The organism is Aquibacillus sediminis (assembly GCF_005870085.1).
GTDB classification, from domain to species: Bacteria; Bacillota; Bacilli; order Bacillales; family Amphibacillaceae; genus Aquibacillus_E; species Aquibacillus_E sediminis.
Genome location: NZ_SZNM01000020.1, coordinates 1 through 25118 on the forward strand (window position 1 = coordinate 1; position 25118 = coordinate 25118).

Annotated in this window: 19 protein-coding genes, 10 tRNA genes and 2 rRNA genes; 27 read left to right on the forward strand and 4 right to left on the reverse strand. The window is 37.9% G+C overall.

The features are described 5' to 3' along the window. The 12 genes from FCI53_RS15850 to FCI53_RS15905 all read left to right on the forward strand — a co-directional run. Window positions 1-124 (forward strand): 23S ribosomal RNA (locus FCI53_RS15850); the annotation flags it as partial. A gap of 250 nt (window positions 125-374) precedes the next feature. Next, a 5S ribosomal RNA gene (gene rrf / locus FCI53_RS15855) occupies window positions 375-490 on the forward strand. 61 nt (window positions 491-551) lie between these two features. After that, window positions 552-626: transfer RNA gene (locus tag FCI53_RS15860), tRNA-Asn, on the forward strand. Window positions 627-629: 3 nt separating this feature from the next. Beyond that, window positions 630-701 (forward strand) — tRNA-Thr (locus tag FCI53_RS15865). Window positions 702-716: 15 nt separating this feature from the next. After that, window positions 717-791 (forward strand) — tRNA-Glu (locus FCI53_RS15870). Between the two features lie 38 nt (window positions 792-829). Beyond that, a tRNA-Val gene (locus FCI53_RS15875) sits at window positions 830-905 on the forward strand. 4 nt (window positions 906-909) lie between these two features. Then, window positions 910-985: transfer RNA gene (locus tag FCI53_RS15880), tRNA-Thr, on the forward strand. Window positions 986-1003: 18 nt separating this feature from the next. After that, window positions 1004-1089, forward strand: a tRNA-Tyr gene (locus FCI53_RS15885). A gap of 10 nt (window positions 1090-1099) precedes the next feature. Continuing rightward, window positions 1100-1174 (forward strand) — tRNA-Gln (locus tag FCI53_RS15890). A gap of 303 nt (window positions 1175-1477) precedes the next feature. After that, a tRNA-Lys gene (locus FCI53_RS15895) sits at window positions 1478-1550 on the forward strand. 46 nt (window positions 1551-1596) lie between these two features. Further along, window positions 1597-1671, forward strand: a tRNA-Gly gene (locus FCI53_RS15900). Window positions 1672-1679: 8 nt separating this feature from the next. Further along, window positions 1680-1752, forward strand: a tRNA-Ala gene (locus FCI53_RS15905). Window positions 1753-2066: 314 nt separating this feature from the next. Here the strand turns inward: FCI53_RS15905 and FCI53_RS15910 are convergent. After that, on the reverse strand, window positions 2067-2222 hold the full coding sequence (locus tag FCI53_RS15910) for an aspartyl-phosphate phosphatase Spo0E family protein (RefSeq protein ID WP_138420030.1): 156 nt from the start codon (window positions 2220-2222) through the stop codon (window positions 2067-2069). Between the two features lie 167 nt (window positions 2223-2389). On the opposite strand from FCI53_RS15910, the gene sigW reads away from it, so the two are divergent. The 9 genes from sigW to FCI53_RS15955 all read left to right on the forward strand — a co-directional run bounded on the left by sigW (window position 2390) and on the right by FCI53_RS15955 (window position 13440). Further along, a complete protein-coding gene (gene sigW, locus FCI53_RS15915; RefSeq protein WP_138420031.1) occupies window positions 2390-2953 on the forward strand; it encodes an RNA polymerase sigma factor SigW in 564 nt (187 codons plus the stop codon). Window positions 2954-2968: 15 nt separating this feature from the next. Continuing rightward, window positions 2969-3580 carry an anti-sigma factor family protein gene (locus tag FCI53_RS15920; RefSeq protein WP_138420032.1) on the forward strand — a complete coding sequence of 204 codons (612 nt, stop codon included), beginning with the start codon at window positions 2969-2971 and terminating at the stop codon, window positions 3578-3580. A 164-nt stretch (window positions 3581-3744) separates the two neighbouring features. Continuing rightward, entirely contained in the window at window positions 3745-4569 is an 825-nt protein-coding gene (gene cdaA, locus FCI53_RS15925) for a diadenylate cyclase CdaA (RefSeq protein ID WP_138420033.1), read from the forward strand. After that, window positions 4562-5812, forward strand: a complete 1251-nt coding sequence (locus tag FCI53_RS15930; protein ID WP_138420034.1) for a CdaR family protein — start codon at window positions 4562-4564, stop codon at window positions 5810-5812. The genes cdaA and FCI53_RS15930 overlap by 8 nt, the downstream gene beginning before the upstream one ends. A gap of 78 nt (window positions 5813-5890) precedes the next feature. After that, a complete protein-coding gene (gene glmM, locus FCI53_RS15935; protein WP_138420035.1) occupies window positions 5891-7240 on the forward strand; it encodes a phosphoglucosamine mutase in 1350 nt (449 codons plus the stop codon). Between the two features lie 573 nt (window positions 7241-7813). Continuing rightward, on the forward strand, window positions 7814-9616 hold the full coding sequence (gene glmS, locus FCI53_RS15940; protein WP_138420036.1) for a glutamine--fructose-6-phosphate transaminase (isomerizing): 1803 nt from the start codon (window positions 7814-7816) through the stop codon (window positions 9614-9616). A gap of 533 nt (window positions 9617-10149) precedes the next feature. Then, complete coding sequence (gene ahpC / locus FCI53_RS15945) at window positions 10150-10713, forward strand: alkyl hydroperoxide reductase subunit C (RefSeq protein WP_138420037.1); 564 nt, start codon at window positions 10150-10152, stop codon at window positions 10711-10713. An 11-nt stretch (window positions 10714-10724) separates the two neighbouring features. Next, window positions 10725-12287 carry an alkyl hydroperoxide reductase subunit F gene (gene ahpF / locus FCI53_RS15950; protein WP_138420038.1) on the forward strand — a complete coding sequence of 521 codons (1563 nt, stop codon included), beginning with the start codon at window positions 10725-10727 and terminating at the stop codon, window positions 12285-12287. Window positions 12288-12582: 295 nt separating this feature from the next. Then, window positions 12583-13440 (forward strand): MBL fold metallo-hydrolase, encoded by an 858-nt coding sequence (locus FCI53_RS15955; protein WP_138420084.1) that lies wholly within the window; start codon window positions 12583-12585, stop codon window positions 13438-13440. A 173-nt stretch (window positions 13441-13613) separates the two neighbouring features. Here the strand turns inward: FCI53_RS15955 and FCI53_RS15960 are convergent, their stop codons facing one another. Next, window positions 13614-14831: a Bcr/CflA family efflux MFS transporter gene (locus FCI53_RS15960; RefSeq protein WP_138420039.1), complete on the reverse strand. Its 1218-nt coding sequence runs from the start codon at window positions 14829-14831 to the stop codon at window positions 13614-13616. Window positions 14832-15670: 839 nt separating this feature from the next. Continuing rightward, complete coding sequence (locus FCI53_RS15965; protein ID WP_138420040.1) at window positions 15671-17041, reverse strand: aldehyde dehydrogenase; 1371 nt, start codon at window positions 17039-17041, stop codon at window positions 15671-15673. A gap of 161 nt (window positions 17042-17202) precedes the next feature. On the opposite strand from FCI53_RS15965, the gene FCI53_RS15970 reads away from it, so the two are divergent. The 4 genes from FCI53_RS15970 (at window position 17203) to FCI53_RS15985 (ending at window position 21458) form a co-directional block, all read left to right on the forward strand. Continuing rightward, entirely contained in the window at window positions 17203-18024 is an 822-nt protein-coding gene (locus FCI53_RS15970) for a squalene/phytoene synthase family protein (protein WP_246050131.1), read from the forward strand. A gap of 236 nt (window positions 18025-18260) precedes the next feature. Next, complete coding sequence (locus tag FCI53_RS15975) at window positions 18261-18887, forward strand: TetR/AcrR family transcriptional regulator (RefSeq protein WP_138420041.1); 627 nt, start codon at window positions 18261-18263, stop codon at window positions 18885-18887. A gap of 67 nt (window positions 18888-18954) precedes the next feature. Further along, a complete protein-coding gene (locus FCI53_RS15980) occupies window positions 18955-19854 on the forward strand; it encodes an ABC transporter ATP-binding protein (RefSeq protein ID WP_138420042.1) in 900 nt (299 codons plus the stop codon). A 5-nt stretch (window positions 19855-19859) separates the two neighbouring features. Further along, window positions 19860-21458, forward strand: a complete 1599-nt coding sequence (locus FCI53_RS15985) for an ABC transporter permease (RefSeq protein WP_138420043.1) — start codon at window positions 19860-19862, stop codon at window positions 21456-21458. 58 nt (window positions 21459-21516) lie between these two features. Here the strand turns inward: FCI53_RS15985 and FCI53_RS15990 are convergent, their stop codons facing one another. Beyond that, the gene (locus FCI53_RS15990) at window positions 21517-22221 is read right to left on the reverse strand and encodes a DsbA family oxidoreductase (RefSeq protein WP_138420044.1); all 705 of its coding nucleotides are present in this window, start codon (window positions 22219-22221) and stop codon (window positions 21517-21519) included. Between the two features lie 333 nt (window positions 22222-22554). Between FCI53_RS15990 and FCI53_RS15995 the strand changes: the two genes are divergently transcribed. Both FCI53_RS15995 and FCI53_RS16000 read left to right on the forward strand, forming a co-directional pair. Beyond that, on the forward strand, window positions 22555-22776 hold the full coding sequence (locus tag FCI53_RS15995; protein ID WP_138420045.1) for a heavy-metal-associated domain-containing protein: 222 nt from the start codon (window positions 22555-22557) through the stop codon (window positions 22774-22776). A 440-nt stretch (window positions 22777-23216) separates the two neighbouring features. Next, window positions 23217-25118 carry a heavy metal translocating P-type ATPase gene (locus FCI53_RS16000; RefSeq protein WP_138420046.1) on the forward strand — a complete coding sequence of 634 codons (1902 nt, stop codon included), beginning with the start codon at window positions 23217-23219 and terminating at the stop codon, window positions 25116-25118.

A 25118-nucleotide genomic window follows, 5' to 3' on the forward strand; every position in this document is an offset into this window, starting at 1 on the left:
GATGAGACTTCCCATCATTTTAAATGAGTAAGATCCCTCAGAGACGATGAGGTTGATAGGTCCGAGGTGGAAGCGTGGTGACACGTGCAGCTGACGGATACTAATAGATCGAGGACTTAACTATATTAAGGAAGCGGAGACGACCGGTTAGGTCCGACTGGATAAGCAAGACACCGTAATGTGTCATGAACTTGGACACATGGAGGTGAATTGCTTATAGCAGCGAGGACCTGGGAGTCGGAGCTAGACTGTTAAAGACTAAACATTGTTGGTTGTCTTGAGTATTTCTTATCTAGTTTTGAAGGTACAAAAAAACACTTGCATTTTATATAAAAAATGCATATAATATGTTTTGTCCTTAATAAAAAATATGGTTTAGTGGCAATAGCGAAGAGGTCACACCTGTTCCCATGCCGAACACAGCAGTTAAGCTCTTCAGCGCCAATGGTAGTTGGGGCTTTGCCCCTGCGAGAGTAGGACGCCGCTAAGCCATTTCTAATGATATTAGAGTAATGGATTAGCATCATGGATAGTTATTTAAATATAATTATTCCACAGTAGCTCAGTGGTAGAGCAATCGGCTGTTAACCGATCGGTCGTAGGTTCGAATCCTACCTGTGGAGCCATTTGCTTCCATAGCTCAGTGGTAGAGCACTTCCATGGTAAGGAAGGGGTCGCCGGTTCAAATCCGGCTGGAAGCTCTGTTTATTAGACATGGCCCGTTGGTCAAGTGGTTAAGACACCGCCCTTTCACGGCGGTAACACGGGTTCGAATCCCGTACGGGTCACCAAAGTTTTTTCACATAAGTGAAAAAAACTCACATTATTTGGAGGATTAGCTCAGCTGGGAGAGCACTTGCCTTACAAGCAAGGGGTCGCAGGTTCGAGCCCTGCATCCTCCACCATAAAGCCGGCCTAGCTCAACTGGTAGAGCAACTGACTTGTAATCAGTAGGTTGGGGGTTCAAGTCCTCTGGCCGGCACCATCTTTTAAAATTAATAGTGGAGGGATAGCGAAGTTGGCCAAACGCGGCGGACTGTAAATCCGCTCCCATCGGGTTCGTAGGTTCGAGTCCTACTCCCTCCACCAATTTAATTATTGGGCTATAGCCAAGCGGTAAGGCAACGGTTTTTGGTACCGTCATGCGCTGGTTCGAATCCAGCTAGCCCAGCCATTTTTATACTATCTTTTACAACCATGATAGTATAATGATGACTAGGAACCTCTTCTAATAAAACAGAGGATAGCCTAGTTTTATTTGTGCCTTCAAAAGAACGGGATTTAATCATATCACGAGCCATTAGCTCAGTTGGTAGAGAAACCGTAAACCTCATGGAATAGCATCAGTGTAGGTTTTGCGAGGAGCGTAATCTTCACCGAAATCACATTCAACGTGACAAGCATAAACAGAATAAGCTTCATACTATTAAATTTTTAGTACTTCACAGGATGAAGGCATAATATTAAATAATAACACGAGCCATTAGCTCAGTTGGTAGAGCATCTGACTTTTAATCAGAGGGTCGGAGGTTCGAATCCTCCATGGCTCATCAAAGATACTCAAAGCGCATCAGTTAAAAGTATAGTAAAATAGTTGCGGAAGTAGTTCAGTGGTAGAACACCACCTTGCCAAGGTGGGGGTCGCGGGTTCGAATCCCGTCTTCCGCTCCAATTTTATTGGGGCCTTAGCTCAGCTGGGAGAGCGCCTGCTTTGCACGCAGGAGGTCAGCGGTTCGATCCCGCTAGGCTCCATCATTAGTAAGAGAATAAAAAAAGGGATTAAATCTAATATTAGATTTAATCTCTTTTTTTGTAAAAAGATATTATATGTTTATCAAATTTAGTAATTAGCCAGGAATAGCAGAAAAACACTAGGGAGAAGAAGTGACCATTCTTCAACTATCTTTTATCCCGGTGCAACTGTCCGTAAGACTCCCACTTCGAAACATGAAGGAAAACTGAAGATATTTAAGTGGGAGTAAACGGACGCTAACACCCCGATTCGTTCAACTAACAATCAGTGGGGGAAGGGCAAAAACCCCACTGATTGAAGTTTCACTTTATATTTAGCTTGATATCTTTTTATATTCATTTAGCAAAGAGTCTAGGCGAACACTAGCATCTATGACTGCATCTGATGTAAAATCCTTCGTATTAGTTAATTGAATCATTTCATTACGACAGATTTCAATCTTCTTTAAAAGATACAGTTTTTTTTCCATGTAAACCTCCTAAACTGGTATAATGTCTTTGTATTAAATTTTACCCGTAAATGCAAAGGCTTAAACGCATTATAGATGAATATATTGCTATTTGTATACTTAGATGAAACCTCATGAAGAAGTCACTCGTATAAAGAAGTGACCGCAAAATAAGCGGAGGTATTTAGATGGAAACAATGATGAGAGAGAAAATAAAACAGGTCAAAAAGGGAGATCAATCTGCTTTTGAGGATGTGGTAGCATTTTATCAAAACAAGGTTTTTCAAATATGTTATCGAATCATTGGAAATACTCATGAAGCAGAAGACCTTGCCCAAGAAGCTTTTATAAGAGCATATGTAAATATACACTCTTATGATGAACGTAGAAAATTTTCCACTTGGATTTATCGAATTGCTACGAATTTAACGATTGATCGGATCAGAAAAAAAAAGCCAGATTACTTTTTAGATGCGGAAATAAAGGGTACAGATGGATTAGATATGTATTCTCAACTACCGTCTACTCAACCAATGCCAGATCAAGAAGTGGAAAGTTTAGAGATTCAAAATTATATTCAAAGTGAAATATTGAAGCTTCCGGTAAAGTACAGAAGTGTTATTAGTCTAAGGTTTGTTGATGAACTGTCATTGAAAGAAATTAGTGAGATATTAGATATTCCTGTTGGAACAGTGAAAACCCGAATTCATAGAGGAAGAGAAGCACTTCGTAAAAGGCTTCGCCATGTGTAAAGGAGTGTGAATTCCATGGCCTGTAACAATCATATTATAAACCTGATGCACAAATATTTAGATGGTGAATTAGATAGCACGGAAGAACAAAACTTAAAAGAACACTTATTGGTATGTGAGGAGTGTCAACAACATTTTCACGAATTAAAGCGCACGGTAGCATTGTTAGATAGTAATAACCATCTTCAAGTTTCCAGTGACTTTACGAGTAATGTAATGAGTAATTTACCAAAGGAAACTAAAAAAAATAGTTATTTGCGCTGGTTTAAGGCTCATCCTATTATAACTGCTGCGGCTATTTTCTTTATTTTTATGTTCGGTGGTGTTATGTCTGCCTGGCAACAAGATCATCAAGTAACAGTTTCAAAAGATAAAAATGTAGTGATTGAAGAAGGTACAGTCATTGTCCCTGAGGGAGTAACAGTTGAAGGGGATTTAGTTGTGAAAAATGGGGATTTGAAAATAGATGGTGAGGTGGAAGGAGATGTTACCATCATTAATGGGGAACACCTCTTAGCTTCTGCCGGCCAGATTAGTGGAGAAATTGAACAAGTAAATCAAGTGTTTGATTGGATTTGGTACAATATAAAGGATATAGCTAAAAATATCTTTTCGATGAAGGAATAGAATAAGAAGGTTATTTGCTTAGAAAGCATGCATAGAGAGTTTATACTCATGGGCGTTATTGTATACGTTATGATAATATTGAATAAGCTATGAATATGCTATAATAAAAAGGTTATTACTTTAAGATAGGAAGAGGAATTAAATGAATATAAGGTTGTGTAACCATGTTTGATGGGGGTTTAACTGCATTTGATGTAATACGTATTGGAGTAGATATTACTCTTATATGGTATGTTCTGTATAAGCTTATCATGTTAATACGTGGCACAAAAGCTATTCAATTGTTAAAAGGGATATTTGTTGTGCTTGGTATTTATTTGGTAAGTTATTTATTTGGATTAAACACTATTCAAGTAATGATCGAACAAGTAATTGTTTGGGGGCCACTGGCTATCATTATTTTATTCCAGCCAGAATTAAGACGGGCATTAGAACAATTAGGGCGAGGTAGTTTCTTTTCACGTAATAAACGGTCGGAAGAAGAGGTATTGCACCGTACGGTAGAATCCATTATAAAATCATGTAAATATATGGCCAAACGAAGAATTGGGGCATTAATGACAATCGAAAGAGAAACGGCCATGGGTGATTACATTGAAACGGGCATACCAATAAATGGTCAACTAACCAATCAATTGTTGACAAATATTTTTATACCAAATACTCCTCTACATGATGGAGCAGTCATTATTAAAGCAGATGAAATTGTTGCGGCTGCATGTTATTTACCATTGTCTGAGAGTCCCTTTATTTCAAAGGAGTTAGGGACAAGACATAGAGCTGCTATGGGAATTAGTGAGGTTACGGATGCGATAACCATCATTGTATCAGAAGAAACAGGACAAATCTCTTGTACTAAGAATGGTGAGTTACATAGAGATTTAGATGAAGAAAAATTACAAGAAATACTAACTAGTGAATTGGAACCTACGTTTCTAAAATCCCCTATGTTAAAAAGCTGGAGTTGGAGGGGGAAAAAGGATGAATGATTGGTTAAATAAGCCATGGGCAATTCGCTTGGTGTCTTTATTGTTGGCTATATTAATTTTTATTGTCTTTAGTTTTGATACACAGAAAAATAGAGCAGATGATGTTGGTTTTGATGCGATTGATTCGTTCTTTAATAGTTCACAAGAGACACGTGTAGTTGAGGATATACCAGTAGATATAAACATTAATGAAGAACAATATGTTGTCAGTGGTGTCCCGCAGACAGTAGATGTCATGTTAGAAGGTTCAGTAAATATCGTAGCCTCAACAGCTACGCAAAGAAATTTTGATGTATATGTGGATTTAGAGGATCTCAAACCAGGAGAGCATACAGTACAATTACAACATTCAGGTATATCTGATCAAATTTATGCTGACATTGAACCTAGTGAAATAGATATTATTATTGAGGAAAAAGCTACGAAAGAATTTGATGTCAAAGTTGATTATATTAATGAAGATTTGCTTGGGCCTGAATTTGAAATAGAGGAAGCCGTTGTGGATCCATCAACGGTGATGATCACTAGTGCTGAAAGTGTAGTAGATCAGATTGCCGTAGTCAAAGCTTTTATCGATCTTGAAGGGGTGAATGGACCTACCGATCTAGAGGATGTTCCAGTTAAAGTGTATGATAATCAAGGTAATGAACTCAATGTACGTGTCCAACCATCAACAGTCGATGTATCTGTTCATATGGTAAGCCCTAATAAAAAGGTACCGGTAAATGTGGAAACCCAAAATGAGTTACAAGGCGATATGGAAATTAGCTCTATTGTGACAGAGCCGGGTGAAATAACTGTATTTGCAGATGAAGAGGTTTTAAATGAGTTAAACCATATATCAACAGAAGCGATTGATTTAGCATCCATTTCTGAAGACGGAACAATGGAAGTGAATCTGTCACCCCCTTCGGATGTTAGAAAGATTTCACCCGAACAGGTCACTGTAGAGTTACAGTTACAAACGATCGAAGAAAGAAATTTATCAAACATACCTATAGAAGTAAACAATTTAAGTAATAATTATTCCTTATCTTTCATAGAACCTACACAGGATGAAATGGAGGTAACAGTAACAGGGGCTAGTAACCAAATAGAAAATCTGTCAGAAACCGATATACGATTGTCTATAGATGTCCAGGATCAACAACCTGGAGAATATACATTTCCAATTGAAGTAACCGGACCTGATAATATTACGGTTGACCCACAATTTAACCAAATAACTGTTAGGATAGACTAAACTCTCGAAGGAGAACGAATTGTGAAAAGATAAGATTTTAAAACCAACCGAAGTAAGGGATTAAAGGAGAGGTACAAGATGGGAAAATATTTCGGCACTGATGGTGTCAGAGGAATTGCGAATAAAGAGTTAACACCTGAATTAGCCTTTAAGTTAGGAAGGTTTGGTGGCTATGTCCTTACAAAGGAAATGTCAAAGCCAAAAATTTTAGTAGGCCGAGATACACGTATTTCCGGCCATATGTTAGAGGGCGCACTTGCAGCAGGATTACTATCGATTGGTGCAGAAGTCATGCGACTTGGTGTAATTTCAACTCCTGGTGTTGCTTATTTGACTAAAGCATTAGGATCCGAAGCGGGCGTAATGATATCCGCATCCCATAACCCAGTGGGAGACAATGGGATTAAGTTTTTTGGACCAGATGGTTTTAAATTAACAGACGAACAGGAACTTGAAATTGAACAGTTAATTGATCAAGAGGAAGATACGTTACCTCGTCCAATTGGAGCGGATTTAGGACAAATCAATGATTATTTTGAAGGCGGTCAAAAATATATTCAATACCTAAAACAATCGATTGATTCTGATTTTGAAGGCTTACATATTGCATTAGATTGTGCACATGGAGCAACGTCTTCTTTGGCACCTCATTTATTTGCGGATTTAGAAGCAGATATTTCAACAATTGGAGCCTCTCCTGATGGATTAAATATTAATGATGGTGTTGGTTCTACACATCCAGAATCATTACAGGATTTTGTAGTAGAAAAGCAAGCAGATATTGGTTTAGCGTTTGATGGTGATGGTGATCGAATTATTGCTATCGATGAAAAAGGAAATCTAGTTGATGGCGATCATATTATGTATATTTGCGGAAAGTACTTAAATGAAAAAGGTTTATTAAGACATTCAACCGTTGTGTCAACCGTGATGAGTAATATCGGTTTTTATAAAGCGCTAGAAGAACATGGAATGAAAAGTGATAAGACAGCTGTTGGTGATCGATATGTGATGGAAGAAATGCGAAAAGGCGGCTACAATCTTGGTGGGGAGCAATCTGGACATATCATTTTTCTTGATTATGTTACAACCGGTGATGGAATGCTTACGGCACTACAATTGGTAAATGTAATGAAAGAAACAGGGAAATCATTGTCAGAGTTAGCTGCGGAAATGGAAAAATTTCCACAAGTACTGAAAAATGTAAAAGTGATTGATAAAAATGAAGCATTAGTAAATCCAAAAATTCAAGAAGTAATTGAAAAAGTGGAGCATGAGATGGGTGATGATGGGCGTGTCCTTGTACGACCATCAGGCACAGAGCCATTAGTACGTGTAATGGTGGAAGCACCAACAGAGGAAGATTGTCACAACTATGTAGACCAAGTTGTTCAGGTAATTGAAGACTTATTAGGTATGAAAGAATAAAGGATATTGCGCGGATCAGCACATGTTTAGCTGACCGCGCATATTTTATTAGTGTGAAAGAAAGACTTAAGTTTTTCTTTTCTTATTTTTGATATAATTAAGGATTGCTAGTGAACAACTATATAGGGTAAAATAGAGAAAGTTGTGTCCCATGTATATTTTTAGTCAAGATTACACGGGACTTTATTCAAGGATAGAAAGGTGGATCGATGTAAAAACTTAAAAAAGCGCCAGGGCTATTTTTGATGAAGAAAGTGTGAATTTGGGGGCTTTGATATAACCATGTCTACGAATCGTTCAGCGCCTAGCGAGACTTTCCAGGGCGTCCCCAAGCAACTTTTGCTTATAAAAAATAGTCGACGAGGAGGAGGAGGATCGAGTCTTCGGCGGATACCTCCCGGTTGCACACATCTCAACCGCTAAGTTTTTATTTGAAAACAAAGAGGCGACTCTTTGCACAAGAATAAAAACAAGGTGACAAACATTCACGAGAAAGGGGTAAATAAACGCCCCTAGCAAAAAAGCTACAACGGTCGTTTGTTTACCCCTTTACTCTAAGGAGGAAACAACGATATGTGTGGAATTGTCGGATATATTGGAAACAATGATACAAAAGAAGTATTATTAAACGGGCTTGAGAAATTAGAATATCGAGGCTACGATTCAGCTGGAATTGCTACCTTAAATGATAACGGTGTAAATCTATTTAAAGTGAAAGGTCGTATTGCGGCATTACGCGAGCGGGTAGACGATACAAATCATGCTACAATGGGGATTGGACATACGCGCTGGGCAACGCACGGTGCGCCTAGTGAAGAAAATGCACATCCACACCAAAGTGCATCAGGAAGATTTACACTCGTTCATAATGGCGTGATTGAGAACTTTAACGAAATAAAAGCAGAATATTTATCAGATGTGACGTTAGCAAGTGAAACAGACACCGAGATCATTGTACAGCTGATAGAAGTATTGAATGAGCAGTATAACGATGTATTAGAAGCCTTTCGTGAATCGGTTGCACTACTAAAGGGTTCTTATGCTATAGCATTGATAGATAGAAACGATCAGGAAACAATTTATGTTGCTAAGAATAAGAGCCCATTATTAGTTGGCCTTGGTGACAATTTTAATGTTGTTGCAAGTGATTCGATGGCAACACTAAAGGAAACAGATCAATATTTAGAAATAAATGATAAAGAAATTGTTATTGTAAAGCGTGATAACGTAAAAATTCAAGATTTGAATGGCGTAGCAATTACTCGTGAACCTTTCACTGCGGAAATTGACGCAACAGATATTGAAAAAGGTACGTATCCACACTTTATGCTAAAAGAAATTGATGAGCAGCCGTTTGTTATGCGAAATATTATTCAGGAATATCAAGATGAACAGGATGAGATTAAGTTGGATCCATCTGTTCGTCAAGCGATGCTTGATTCTGATCGTGTTTATATCATTGCTGCTGGAACAAGTTATCATGCTGGCTTAGTTGGCAAGCAGTTTATTGAAAAATTGGCAAATGTACCTGTCGAGGTTCATATTGCAAGTGAATTCTCTTATAATATGCCATTGCTATCTGAAAAACCATTATTTGTCTTTATCTCCCAAAGTGGAGAAACAGCAGATAGTCGATCGGTATTAGTAAAAATTAAAGAATTAGGACATCCTGCTTTAACAATAACGAACGTGCCAGGATCCACCCTTTCTCGTGAAGCAAATTATACCTTACACCTTCATGCTGGACCAGAAATCGCAGTTGCTTCAACGAAGGCCTACACAGCCCAAATTGCTGTCCTAGCCATTCTAGCTGTGGATACTGCAAAGGCAAAAGGAATTGATTTAGACTTTGATCCATTACAAGAGTTAGGCATTGTAGCAAGTGCTATGGAAGCTTTAACAGATCAAAAAGAAACATTTGAACAGATGGCAAGAGATTACTTTGCAACGTCTAGAAACGCGTTCTTTATCGGACGTGGAATGGATTATTTTGTCGTGCAAGAAGCGGCTCTAAAATTAAAAGAAATTTCCTATATCCAAGCGGAAGGATTCGCTGGTGGGGAATTGAAGCATGGAACGATCGCCCTAATTGAAGAAGGGACACCAGTTGTTGCCATTTCCACACAGGAAAATGTGAATTACTCGATACGAGGTAATGTGCAAGAAGTGGAAGCGCGTGGCGCCAATTCATGTGTCGTGAGTTTAGAAGGGTTAAATCAAGAGAATGATTCGTTCATTTTACCACATGTGCATGAGTTATTGACACCACTTGTAAGTGTCGTACCAATGCAATTGTTAGCTTACTATGCAGCACTTCATCGTGAGTGTGATGTTGATAAACCACGTAATTTGGCGAAAAGTGTTACTGTTGAGTAATCAAATAGACATTAGGTGAAAGATCTAGTTTTAAATAGTTGCAACCATTCCCCCCTTTGGATACGATTATCTAAGGGGGGTTTTTCTGTGGGAAAATCTTCTGAGTCTGAAATATAACTTAAGTTTTTAAACATATGGGATAAGTGTTACTTTAGTGGACAACATAAAGGAGATGACCCAAACCCTTTATAAAACTTTAATGTGTAGGGAAGAGTATTTAAAGGAATCCTGTTTAAATATGAAAAATCACTTAACCATTAATTGTAAGTACTCGACATGTTGTAAGTGAGTACATGGGGCGTTTTGGTAATTATCAATTAAATGCTTATTTTATTAATAATTACAGTTATAAACAGATTGTCCTTGTGACAATGTTCTACAAAGTTTGTATTTATTTTTAGCATTAAATCAAACTTCTTGACAACTTCAAACTTTTGTATAATAATTAGTACTAGATTAGAATTATTATATATAAATAGTATTTTAATTATTGCTATTTAAATCACAAACACACACATAGGAGGAAATTAATTATGTCATTAATCGGAACTGAAGTACAACCATTCAGCGCAAAAGCTTACAAAGATGGAGAATTCATCGATGTTACAGAGGAAAATCTAAAAGGTCAGTGGAGTGTGGTTTGCTTTTACCCTGCAGACTTTTCATTCGTATGCCCTACAGAGCTAGAGGATCTTCAAAACGAATATGAAAACTTAAAAGAACTAGGAGTAGAAGTATTTTCTGTTTCTACTGATACACACTTTGTACACAAAGGATGGCACGATAGCTCTGAAAAAATTGGAAAAATCAAGTATGCTATGATTGGTGACCCATCTCAAACGATTACGCGTAACTTTGAGGTACTAGATGAAGAGTCTGGTCTTGCAGATCGCGGTACTTTCATCATTGATCCTGATGGCGTTATCCAAACAGTTGAGATCAATGCTGGTGGAATTGGCCGTGACGCAAGTATTCTTGTTGACAAAGTAAAAGCAGCTCAATACGTACGTAAAAATCCTGGAGAAGTTTGCCCAGCTAAATGGCAAGAAGGTTCTGAAACACTAACTCCAAGCCTTGACCTTGTAGGTAAAATTTAAGGAGAGCGATAATCATGCTTGAAGCAGATATTAAAGCACAATTAGACCAATATCTTCAATTATTGGAAAACGATATAGTTCTCAAGGTTAGTTTAGGTTCTGATGATGTATCAAAGGACATGCAATCTCTAGTAGAAGAGATTGCATCCATGTCATCTAAAATTACTGTTGAGAAAACAACACTAGACAGAACACCAAGTTTTAGTGTTAATCGTGTTGGTGAAGATACTGGTGTAACATTTGCAGGAATTCCGCTCGGACACGAGTTTACTTCTTTAGTGCTAGCATTACTACAAGTTAGTGGAAGACCTCCAAAGGTTGACCAAAGCGTTATTGATCAGGTTAAAAGTGTTGATGGTGACTATCACTTTGAAACATATGTAAGTCTAAGTTGTCATAATTGCCCTGATGTTGTACAAGCATTAAACATGATGAGTGTGATCAATCCAAAGATTTCACATACAATGATTGATGGTGCGACAAATAAAGAAGAAGTAGAAAGCAAAAATATTATGGCAGTGCCTACAGTGTACTTGAACGGGGAAGAATTTGGTGGCGGTCGCATGACCATTGATGAAATTCTTTCCAAATTAGGTACTGGACCAGATGCATCTGAATTGTCTGCTAAGGAACCATATGATGTACTTGTTGTAGGTGGTGGACCATCAGGGGCAAGTGCAGCGATTTACGCAGCACGTAAAGGTATCCGTACTGGTATCGTAACAGATCGCTTTGGTGGTCAGGTGCTAGACACAATGAGTATTGAGAACTTTATTAGTGTAGTAAGCACGGAAGGTCCTAAACTAGTAGCGAGTTTAGAAGAGCATGTTAAAGATTATGACATTGAAGTCATTAATTCACAACGTGTCAGCCGTTTAGAAAAGAACGACATGTTCGAAGTGGAACTTGAGAACGGTGCTGTTCTAAAAAGTAGAAGTGTAATTGCTTCAACAGGTGCAAGTTGGCGTAAGATTGGTGTACCTGGTGAAGAAGAGTTCCGAAATAGAGGTGTAGCATATTGTGCACACTGTGATGGACCGTTGTTTGAAGGAAAAGACGTAGCCGTTATCGGTGGGGGTAACTCTGGTATTGAGGCTGCCATTGATTTGGCGGGTATTGTTAAACATGTAACAGTCCTTGAGTTTGCGCCAGAATTAAAGGCGGATGATGTGTTACAAGACCGTCTTAATAGCCTATCCAACGTAACAGTTATAAAAAATGCGCAAACAACTGAAATCACTGGTTCTGACAATGTCGAAGGTATTAGCTATATAGACCGTGAGTCAGATGAAAAGAAACATATTGAATTACAAGGTGTGTTTGTCCAAATCGGTCTTGTACCAAATACTGATTGGCTTGACAGTACGGTTGAGAAAAATCGTATCGGTGAGATTGTTGTAGACAAGCATGGGGCAACAACTGTTCCAGGATTGTTTGCAGCAGGTGATTGTACAGATACGGCTTATAATCAAATCATTATTTCGATGGGGTCTGGTGCAACCGCGGCATTAGGTGCATTCGATTATCTCATTCGAACTCCAAACCCAACTGATGAAAAAGTTACTCAGTCCTAAGAATTGTTGATTAAATAAAGTGAAACCCTACAAATGTTGTTATAACAACATTTGTAGGGTTTTTTATTGTCTAGGAATGCCGATGATCCTAGTTGACAAACCGTAAAAGTAAGTAACGTTCTTTATCAAAGAAATACTTTATTTCTTAAGAAAGGTATTTCTAAAGTTAACATAAAGAGTAAGAATACAGTGTGCAAATTAGTTATTACTACCAAGAAAAGTCTAACATAATATTTTTATAAAGAGAGACCTTAACCATGTAGTTACCTTTAGTTTAGGAGGAATTGGCATGGATATGGATCAACATATGAACTATGGAGGCGATTATAAATATATTCCTACAACTTCTGTAGGAAGTGGCGTTGGCATTGAGGTATTACCAGATTTATTTAATTATACTGTCCAAATTGTTAATATTCACTTTGTAGGTAACCCCAAAACGGATGATTTTGTTTTAGTTGATGCTGGAATGCCTGATTCAGCAGAAGAGATTATTTCAACGACAGAGGATCGTTTTGGTAAGAATAGTCGTCCAAAAGCCATCATTTTAACACATGGTCATTTTGATCATGTTGGAGCTATTATCGAGTTAGTCGATCATTGGCAAATTCCCGTCTATGCACATGAATTGGAATTACCTTTTCTGACAGAACAACAGCGTTATCCAGAACCTGACCCTACTGTAGAGGGTGGAATGGTAGCAAAAATGTCACCGATGTTTCCGAATGAACCGATTGACTTAGGAAGTCATGTAGAAAAGCTACCTTCAGATGGTTCTGTGCCACATATGCCAGACTTTAAGTGGATTCACACCCCTGGCCATTCACCAGGACATGTTTCATTATTTAGAGAAAAAGACGGAGCATTAATAGCGGGGGATGCGTTTGTTACTGTTAAACAGGAGTCACTTTATAAAGTTTTAACACAGGAACAAGAAATAAGTGGCCCCCCTAGATATTTAACACCTGATTGGGAAGCAGCAAAGGAATCCGTTATTAAGTTAGAATCATTGAAACCAACTGTTGCTGTTACTGGTCATGGATTACCGATGTCTGGGCAGTTATTATCGACAAGTTTGGAAAAGTTAGTACGTGAATTTGACAGTATTGCAGTTCCAGATCATGGGAAATACGTTGACAAAAATAAGCATTAAGGTAGAGAAAGACAAATGGAGACCTTGCAGTTACAAGGTCTCCATTATAGATGCATAAAATTTTACTATATAAAAAGACAAAGTTAAGTTCATGCAACTACGCTTCTGTTTTCGTCACGGGCTTTCCAGTCAGAGAATTTTCTTTTTATTTAATGATGTTCTTATACGATTTATTATCCTTCTGCCACTTTCTCCTCTGTAGGTTTATCCGTGAGTGTGAAGAAAGCAATCAAACCAATAAAGGAAGTGCCAAATAATATAAGCCCCATCGGAATTGCAGTCGTTTCATTAATACCAACAAGTGGTGAAACAAAGGAACCGAGTAATAAAGGAAGCATACCTAACACAGCACTCGCACTTCCAGCTCGATGCCCTTGCTTTTCCATCCCTAGTGTGAACGTACTTGTAAGGATCATCCCCATTGTTGTCATGTAGATAAAGATTGGAATGACAATCAAGGCAAGTGGACCTTCCATGATGGTCATGATAAGAAGGAATAACGTTGCACATACAGCAATAATTACCGCAGTCCGAAGTAAACTCCTTTCGTGAATCCATCCTCCTAATCGCCCAATTAGAAAACTCCCAAATATAATTGCAATACCATTAATTCCAAATAGAATACTAAATGCTTGTGGGGACACCCCATAAATCCCTTGATAGACAAATGGAGTTCCAGACACATAAGCAAAACTACCACCATGAACAAAACCAACTACTAAAGCATAGCCGATAAAAGAACGGTCTTTACATAAACTTGCCATCGTACGAATAGAATGTCCAATCGAGCTAGGAATTCGTTTTTCCTTTGGTAATGTCTCTTTTAATTTAAGAGCAACGGTTAACACAATTAAAAGACCAAGCAATGCTAAAAATAGGAAAATGGTATGCCACTTTGCGAAAGGCAATAATAAAATACCTCCGCCAGCTATCGGTGCAACTAATGGCGCAACAGCATTAATTACCATTAGGAGTGCAAAGAATTTTGTTAAATTTCTTCCAGTAAAAACATCACGGACAACAGCACGTGAAAGCACAACCCCAGCTGAAGCGGTAAATCCCTGTAAAAAACGAGCAATTATTAAGATATAAATATTTGGTGCAACAGCACAAAGCAGTGAGGATAGTGCAAACAATGAAATCGATACTAGTAATGGTTTTCGTCTACCCTTCGCATCGCTAATCGGCCCGATTACTAATTGTCCTATAGCAAGACCTATTAAACAAGTCGTTAGACTAAGTTGTACGAGTGAAGCTCGCACTCCGAAATCATCAGCGATACCGGGAAAACTAGGTAAATACATATCAATATTTAACGGTCCTAATACTCCAAGCATACCTAGAAGAAGAGCGAGTCCAAAACGTTGTTTTCCTGTTGGATTCTGAATCATATTGCCAAACACCTTTCTTGCTGTAATTTTTTATTATGATGAAATAATTTTAAATCGTAACTTCTCAATTATACGTGATGATTGGTATTTGATAAATGATTATGTTTTATGTGTTATGACACAGAAGCTATATTATACGACATAACTGCACATGACTTTTGACCATTCTTAATAAGGTTAGCGCTGAATGGCGCTGCGGAAATACACTACGCTTTCCTGTGGGGGGCTGGTGAGCCTCCTTGAAAATAAAGAACAATTTTCTGCGTGCGATGTAACGCTGCCGTAGCCTTCCTTGTCCTCGTTCGTACCTCACTGTGGGCTCTCACCGATGATAAATTAAGGACCACAGGCTAAAATCGTCCTTGTCGGACAACGCCTGCATGACCCTCGTCGGGCCTCGGGAGTCTCCGTGTATTTCCTTCGCTGATTCATGAGCTATGAATTTTTATACAAAGAGCCCTAATTATTTATTGCTATATGGTCGTGCATAGAGCATAACGTTGTATACAATATTGCCTACACTATTATAAGTCAGAGAACTTATACCAGCGAAGGCAGAATACGGAGACTCCTCGAAAATAAAGCCCAATTTTCTTCGTGCGATGTATCGCTTCCGCAGCCTTCCTTGTCCTATGGGAACAGCACGAGCCGAAGATCCACGTGGTAAAGTGGGTTTCTTTACCAAGTTAGCTGAGGCCGTGCCCATGGAAAGCGTAGTATTCTGCCGTAGCGATGGAATAACACTTATGTCAATCAGAATAAAAGAAAGTAAAATTACGAATGTTACTGCGTAATATATAGCTACTACGATACATCGAAAACAGCAGGTATGATGGAATCTATTTTAAAAACCTCTTAATTCTTTTCAATGCATTCTTAGCATTAGGATATCGAAAGGGTATATCAAATAAAGTCGTTTGTTTTAACACGCTTTTTTTGTGTGAAAAAGTATCAAAACTACTTTTACCATGGTAGGCTCCAGTGCCGCTCGTTCCTACACCACCAAACGGTAAATAAGGGGTGGCTAAATGATAAATTGTATCATTGATACACCCACCACCGAATGATATGTTAGTTAGAATGTTATTCTGCACATCCTTATTTTCAGTAAATAGATAGAGTGCAAGCGGATTGGGACTGTTGTTAATTCCCTCAATAAGCGAATCCATATCGTTATATTCAAGCACTGGAAGAATTGGACCAAAAATTTCATCTTGCATGGCCTCATCATCCCAAGTAATATCTGTTAGGACAGTTGGTTCGATTATTAAATGATCCCTATCTGTATTTCCGCCAATGAAGGTTGTTCCATCGCTTAAGTAAGTTGTAAGTCGGTTAAAATGTTTCTCATTTACAATATGTGTTAAGAAATTATTTCTTATTGGATGTTCACCATACAACTCTTGTATCGCCGTCTTTAATGCCTCTAGAAAGGCATCTTTAATGTTTTGATGAACATAGACGTAATCGGGGGCGATACAAGTTTGTCCTGCATTTAAAAATTTTCCCCAGGCAATCCGTTTTGCCGCTAGTTTAATATTCGTATCTTGGTCAACAATACAAGGACTTTTCCCACCTAACTCTAATGTAACAGGTGTTAAGTGTTTCGCAGCAGCTTCCATAATAATTTTACCAACAGGTACGCTTCCCGTAAAAAAGATGTAGTCCAGGTTTTCGCTCAATAGTGCTTGGCTAGTTTCGACACCACCTTCTTCAACGAAGATGTATTCCTCTGGAAATGTGTCATTGATCAACTGTGCGATTAACTTAGAAGTATGTGGCGTAAGCTCTGACGGTTTAATAATTGCACAATTTCCAGCCGCAATCGCACCAATTAATGGAGCCATTGCTAATTGAAATGGATAATTCCATGGAGAAATAATTAACGATACGCCATATGGCTCCGAGTAAATATAGCTGGAAGAGCCCATATGTGTGATGGGGGTTTTTACCTTTTGTGGTTTAGCCCATGACCGCAAGTGGCGTAGTATGAAACTAATTTCTTTCAAGGTAAACCCTATTTCTGTTGTATAGGCATCAAATTCGGACTTATTCAAATCTCTTTTTAATGCATCCATTAATTCTTTTTCATGTGTCGTAATGACAGATTTTAAAGTAGTAAGTGCCTCTAGTCGAAAAGATAAATCCTTTGTCTTATGTGTATTAAAAAAGTTTTTTTGTCTATTTATTAAAGTTTCGTAGCTTTTCATTAAATCACCTATGGTTGTGTCATTTTATCTACAGTATACCCAATCTAGTCATAAGAACGTAATAATTTAACAGAAAAAAGGAAACAGGAGACATATAAAAAATGTCTATAGTTTGGTATAATAGATTTTATATATACATGAGCTGTACAGGAGTGAAAACAGTGAACGAATCTAAGAGATTGCAAAAAGAGGCGATGGACGTATTAAAGCAAACAAGTAGAACTTTTTATATACCAATCACGCTTTTACAACCTACATTAAAGAAAACGGTTGCTTCAGCGTATTTATGTATGCGTGCGATTGATGAAATTGAAGACCATGAGCAACTAGAATTAGATACAAAACAGCACTTGTTATATTCAACTAGTGAATTATTAACAGAAGGGTTTGATGCTGCATCTTATCTTGAGTTAGTAGCGCCATATGCTGCATCATTACCGGAAGTTACTTTACGCCTAGGGGATTGGCTCGACTTTTGTCCAGATGGTATTGTTGAGAAAGTAAAGGAATCAACGAGTATAATGGCACAAGGTATGGCTGATTGGGCAAAAAGAAATTGGTATATTGAAACGAAAGAAGATTTAGATGATTATACCTATTATGTAGCTGGATTAGTAGGTGTGATGCTGTCTGATATATGGAACTGGTATGACAATACCAAGACAGATCGTGATCTAGCAATTGCATTTGGAAGAGGGCTGCAATCGGTAAATATATTGCGTAATCAAAAAGAAGATGATGAACGAGGGGTAACTTTCTTCCCTAAAGGTTGGAGTCGTGATGATATGTTTACCTATGCAAATGCCAATCTTCAACTAGCTGATGAGTATATGAAAGATTTAAATACCAAGACGATTAAGGTATTTTGTAATATCCCACTTGCCCTTGCGAAACGAACAATAAAGGCATTACAAGAGGGAAGAGAAAAGATTTCACGAGATGAAGTTGGAGAAATTGTGGAAAAAGTGAAAACAACTAATTAATGACTATAAAAAAACACTTGAAGCGTTGGCTTCAAGTGTTTTTTTATGTCAGGAAAAGAGAGCAAATCAACCGAGTTAAAGTGCATTTACTGTATGTTGAATACTTCTAGTACAAATCATAAAAGTGAAATCAGTTGAGAATAACAAGTTATGTTGACCACCTTGGTCGACTGGTGTTATACTTAAATCGACCAAGGTGGTCAACAGACGAAATACTATGTAAGTGGGGAGAATTTATGACTGAAAAATTCAGTAATCTTGCTAAAGAGAAACAGACGAGAATTTTAAATGCAGCACTAGAGGAGTTTGCAACAAATGGTTTTCAACAGGCTTCGACGAATAAAGTTGTAAAAAATGCTGGTATTGGCAAAGGCATGTTATTTTATTATTTTACAAACAAGAAAGCGCTTTATGATTATTTGATTGATTATTCTCTTGATGTTGTGACCAATAACTATCTAAACAAAATAGATGAAAAGGAACAGGATTTTATTAAACGTTTTAAACAGGCATCACAACTGAAAATGAGATGCTATACAGAAAATCCTCATGTGTTTAATTTTTTAAGTAACTTGTTTACAGGGAACGAACCAGAGTTAACGCCACATTTTCATGAAAGGTATCAACAATTAAAGCAATTGGGTTATTCAAAGCTTTACGACAATATAGATAAAACATTAATTCGTAGTGATGTCGATTATGATAAAGCATTTCAGTTAATTAAATGGGCAATTGATGGCTATCAAACAGATTTACTAACTAGACTTAAAGGGGAGAATATGACGTTAATTAAATTTGATGATTATTCGGCTGAATTTGAACAGTATTTACAAATTTTAAGAACGGTCTTTTACAGCAAGTGATCAAGGAAAGCACATTTCACCATCCATAATGGTGGAATGATAAATAAAGAAGGGGGAGAAACCTCATATGACAGTTTTAAAAGTTACTAATTTGACTAAGCAGTTTGGAAAATTTAAAGCACTGAATGGCATCAATTTAGAAGTGAATAAAGGGGAAGTATTCGGATTTATTGGACCAAATGGTGCGGGTAAATCCACGGCAATCCGAATCCTACTAGGGATGCTACAAGCTACGAATGGTCATGTTACAATTTTTGGGAAAGACGCTTGGCAAGATGCGGTTGAAGTTCATAAAAGAACAGCTTATGTACCAGGTGATGTTAACCTATGGCCGAATTTAACAGGTGGAGAAGTAATCGATCTATTTATTAAGTTGCGAGGAGGAGAGCCCAATAATAGACGGGCAGAATTAATTGAAAAGTTTTCGTTGGATCCAACGAAAAAATGTAGCACCTATTCGAAAGGAAATCGACAAAAAATAGCCTTAATCGCAGCTTTTTCTTCAGATGCAGACTTGTATATTCTTGATGAACCAACATCAGGACTCGATCCATTAATGGAGCAAGTCTTTCAGCAATGTGTGGTTGAAGCTAAAAAGGAAGGGAAAAGTATTCTTCTTTCTAGTCATATTTTATCAGAAGTAGAAAGGCTATGTGATCGCGTTGGGATTATCCGGCATGGCGAAATTATTGAATCGGGTTCTTTACAGGAACTGCGTCATCTAACGCGTACACAAATGATTATTGAGACCAAACAACCGATTACTGGATTGACGGAACTTGATGGTGTACATGACATTGAAACCAATCATCAGGAACTTAAATTTGATGTCGATACCGAAAAGTTAGATCAAGTCATTAAACATATTAGTGCTTACGGCATAAACAAACTAGAAAGTGCTCCCCCAACATTAGAGGATTTATTTATGCGCCATTATCAAGTAACAAGCAATAAGGTTGGGGGGTAAACAAGATGAAGACATGGTTCGCTAAAACTGGTATGCTATCAAGCTTTATCATTCGACGTGATCGACTCCGTATTGCATTATGGATGATTGGAATCACCTTTTTTTCCATAATTGTACCGATAGCATTTACCGGATTATACAATTCTCAGGCAGAAAGAGATAGTATGGCTGCAACCATGATGAATCCTGCAATGACCGCAATGGTTGGTCCTGGGGATCTTAACAACTATACGGTTGGAGCCATGACAACACACCAAATGTTATTGTTAACGGCAGTGGTGGTAGGATTAATGAGTTGTTTATTAGTGACACGTCATACAAGGGCTGAAGAAGAAGATGGCCGACTCGAATTGATTCGTGCTCTTCCTGTTGGTCGGTTAGCACACTTAAATGCGTCTATCTACGTTTTATTCACAATGAATATAGGTCTTTCCATCATGATCGGATTTGGCTTGTTTGCATTAGATATAGCTAGCATGGATTTAGAAGGTTCGCTATTATATGGTGCTACATTAGGTGCTACAGGGATATTATTTACTTGTGTAACAGCAGTTCTATCCCAACTTGTTGAAAGTTCGCGTGCTACGCTTGGATTATCGATTGCTGTGCTATTAATTTCTTATCTTATTCGGGCAATTGGTGATGTTAGTAATGAAGTGTTGTCATGGGTTTCTCCTTTGGGATGGGTGACAAAGACGGAACCCTATTCAGGCAACGAGTGGTGGCCGATTACGTTGTTAATAGGGGTTTCTTTAATATTAGTTATAATTGCCAACTATTTAAATGCAATCCGTGATTTAGAAGCGGGCTTTATTTCATCGAAACCAGGTAAAAAACATGCTTCTCCCTTTTTGCAAAGTCCAATCGGTTTAGCGTTAAGATTGCAACGTTCTGGAACCGTATCATGGGCAATAGGCATGCTTGTAATAGGATTATCCTATGGTTCTGTACTTGGTGATTTAGAGTCATTTTTTGCAGGAAATGACATGTTGAAGCAAATGCTAGCAATGGAGGAAGGTTATACCCTAACAGAGCAGTTCATTCCGATGTTGATGGTTGTGATCGCTATTATAGCAACCATTCCACCTGTGATGGCAGTGTCGAAACTATATGGTGAGGAGAAAAAAGGTCGGGTTGAGCATTTCTTAAGTAGAACGGTGTCAAGAAATAAGGTCATGGCTAGCTTTTTTATCCTATCGATGGGTAATGGCTTTATGATGCTTTCCCTCGCTGCGGTGGGGCTTTGGATTGCTGCATATACTGTTATGGATCAAGCATTTTCTTTTAGTATGATTTATGGTGCCGCCATTTCTTACTACCCTGCAATCAGTGTCATGCTAGGAGTAGCACTATTACTTATTGGGTGGTTTCCAAAATTTATTTCCGTGGTTTGGATTTATGTTTTTTATTCTTTTGTTGTTCTCTATTTTGGCGGCTTATTTCAATTTCCGGAATGGATTGGAAAACTCTCGCCGTATGGCTATATTCCACAGCTACCGATAGAAGAAAGTCATGTCATTCCGTATGTAAGCTTAAGTATGGTTGCTATACTTATTGTGATTTTAGGTTTTAAGGGATATAAGAAACGAGATATACAAAGTTAAACGATTATAAAGCCTCTAGTTATGACTGATTGAACTAGAGGCTTTTTTCTCCTACTATTTAAATATCACAATTATCGTCCGTACACTGCTCACCAGCGTTGTTAATCATTTGGATTGGTGATTGTTCATTTTCTTCTTTCCATACTTTCTCAAGTACTTCCAAAAAAGTCTCGGTCGGTTGTGCACCGGAAACAGCATATTTTTGATTAAAAACAAAAAATGGGACACCTTGTACACCAATTTGTGCTGCTTGCTGCTGATCTACTTGAACCTCTTGTTTAAATGCCCCGTCACTTAAAATCTGTCGTGTGTCCTCTTGATCTAGACCAACTTCCCCAGCAAGCTTTACGAGTGTTTCGTGATCACCAACATCCAGTGATTCTGTAAAATAGGCATGCATGATTCTCTCCATCATTTGATTCATTTTTCCATGTTGTTTCGCATAATAACTGAGACGGTGTGCATCCTCGGTGTTGGTTGGGATGGCATGATCTAAATGATAATCTAACCCAACTTCTTTTGCTTGTTCCGTCATCCTGTCATTCATTGCTTTTCCTTCTTCATAGGAAACACCATATTTGGTGGCAAGTGATTGATGGAGATCTTTGTCAGTACCCTTTTCAGCGTTGGGATCCAATTGAAAACTTTTAAATTCCATTTCTATATCATCTTTATGATCAAACTGCTGCAGGGCAGCTTCATAGCGTCGTTTTCCAATATAGCAAAAAGGGCAAACAATATCAGACCAAATTTGAACTTTCATGAAAAGTACCTCCTTTATAATCCATTTCATTATCTTATATGACGTATGAAAATAGCAAAAAGGTTGCTTATTAATAGTTTGTGTTATACGTACTTTCTATAACAAAGTTATTTTTTTCAAGGAGGCTCATCAGCCACCTACGGAAAGCGGAGTGTATTTCCGTAGCGGCTGACTAGCACTCATCTTTCAAAGGATGATAAGGAAATCATTTAACAGTTACGCCGTAGTTTAAATTAATTGTGACAAAACAATGTTCAAACTTGATTCCTATCAATTTTTTTCAACAGTAGCTGGCTTATAATTAAGACATAATCAAACAAGGAGGAATTGAAAATGAAAAAAGCAGTATTTCAACTAGAACCTTTAACATGCCCATCTTGCATTAAAAAAATTGAAACAACCTTAAGTAAGACAGAAGGAATTGACTCAGCAAAGGTCTTGTTTAATTCAAGTAAAGTGAAAACACAATATGATGAATCCCAAGTAGAAGCATCCCAAATAGAAGAGACAATTAGTAAGTTAGGTTATCCAGTACAGTCTTCTAAAGTTTCTTAAGTTTATCATTGTTAGAGATGAGATGGTCTAAACATAAGACTATCTCTATTTCTTTGTAATTGATAGCTAAAATCAACCTTTGAGCCCAAATATCGGCCAATTGTCAGAAGGGTATTATTATGACGGAAATACAATCCAAGACGAAGAGAACTGTTTTTAGGCAATGCAATTTTGTATTCAGTGGTTGATTCTTTATAGAAGGCATGTGAATTGATAGTTTATATATGTTTGAAACGATACGAACTGCCCAATTTATTTCTGTTTGAGTAAAATTCACATCAGATTTTTATTAAACTCAACTTGCCAAAGAAAATGTAAAAAGCGCTTTTGTAGAAATTAACTAAACTTGACAGCCGTCAATTTAATAAAAGCGAATGCGATATATGATGAAGATAATTAAAAAACAAACAACCGAAAGTTAATTAAAGGAGGAAGACAGTATGATTCAGCACATTAATCAACACAAAAATCATATTACAGCATTGTCGGCCATCTTAATCGCATTTGCTTTTATCGCAAATATTTCAGGTAGCAGTGGTCTACAAAACGGAGCCCTTATTGTGGCGACTGCCATAGCGAGTGTGCCAATTTTTATTAAAGCCTATCAAGCGTTGCGTTTAAAGGCATTCAGTATTGAGTTGCTTGTAACGATCGCTGTCATTGGTGCCTTGTTTATTGACGAGTATGTAGAGTCGGCTGTTGTAACATTTCTATTCTTATTTGGTGCATACCTCGAATCAAGAACACTGGAAAAAACACGTTCATCGTTGAAAGAATTAGTGGATATGGCACCAGAAGAAGCAACTGTTATTCGGGAAGGAGAACAAGTTGTCGTCCCAGTCGAGCAAGTAGTTGAAGGGGAACGAGTGATGATTCGCTCAGGAGGAAAAGTACCTGTTGATGGTAGCATTGTCACAGGTCAAGCTTCACTAAATGAAGCGGCCGTTACCGGCGAAAGCACCCCAGCTACAAAAGAAATAAATGACAAAGTATTTAGTGGAACAATTGTTGACAGTGGATATATCGAAATGATAGCCGAAAAAGTCGGTGATGACACGACTTTCGCTAAAATCATTGAACTTGTAGAAGAAGCACAAGAGTCAAAATCAAAAACAGAAAAATTCTTAGATAAATTTGCTAACTACTATACACCAGCCGTTGTTGTACTGTCGGTTCTTGTCTATATTTTAACAAGAGATCTTCATTTAGCAATCACCTTCTTAGTGGTTGCTTGTCCAGGTGCCCTAGTCATTGGTGCCCCAGTATCGAATGTTGCTGGGATAGGGAATGGGGCTAAAAATGGTGTGCTTGTTAAAGGTGGGGAGGTCATGGATCAATTCTCCAAAGTAGATACACTTGTTTTTGATAAGACTGGTACGTTAACAAAAGGGAAACCAGAAGTAACCGATATTAAAGTGTTTGGAAATCAATCATCCAACGAATTGCTCCATATCGTTGCCAAGGCAGAAACAATTTCTGAGCACCATCTAGGAAGGACGATTGTAAAGGAGGCAGAATCTCGGAACCTTTCATTAACTCACCAGACAGTGGAAGGGGAAGTTAGGAAAGGGAGTGGGATTTGGGCGACTATTGAAGATCATCGTGTAGTTGTTGGGAATCGTCAATTAATGCAAGTTGAACATATTGAGGTTCCGGAAGAAGTTTCGTATTATGCAATCGATCGTGAAAAGGCTGGTAATACGGCTATTTTTGCAGCCATTGATGGAAAAATTGCTGGGATCTTTTCCATAGCGGACCAGATTCGTGAAGACGCGCCTCGTGCATTAGCTCAAATGAGAAAGAATGGCATTAAGAAGATTGTCATGTTAACAGGTGATAATAAACATACAGCGGCATTAGTTTCGCAGCAATTAGGATTGGATGAATACCATGCAGAACTATTGCCTGAAGATAAGGTAGAATTAGTGAAACAATTAAAGGAGCAGGGGCATGTTGTCGCAATGGCTGGAGATGGAATAAATGATGCGCCAGCCATTGCTACCGCAGATATTGGTTTAGCAATGGGGGAAGGTGGAACGGACGTTTCGATGGAAACTGCCGATGTTGTGTTAATGGCTGATAAGTTAATGCAATTCTCTCATGCGTACTCTTTAGCTAAAGCTACGATTCGTAACATGAAACAAAACACGTACTTTGCAGTCGGTATTGTATTTGTATTATTACTAGGTGTCTTAATGGATTCCATTCATTTAGCATCAGGTATGTTTATCCATGAAGCAAGTGTGATATTAGTTATTGTCAACGCAATGAGATTAATCCATTTTAATCGGAAACGGATGAAATCAGAACAGAACATACAAACCGCACAAGTAGAAGTGTAA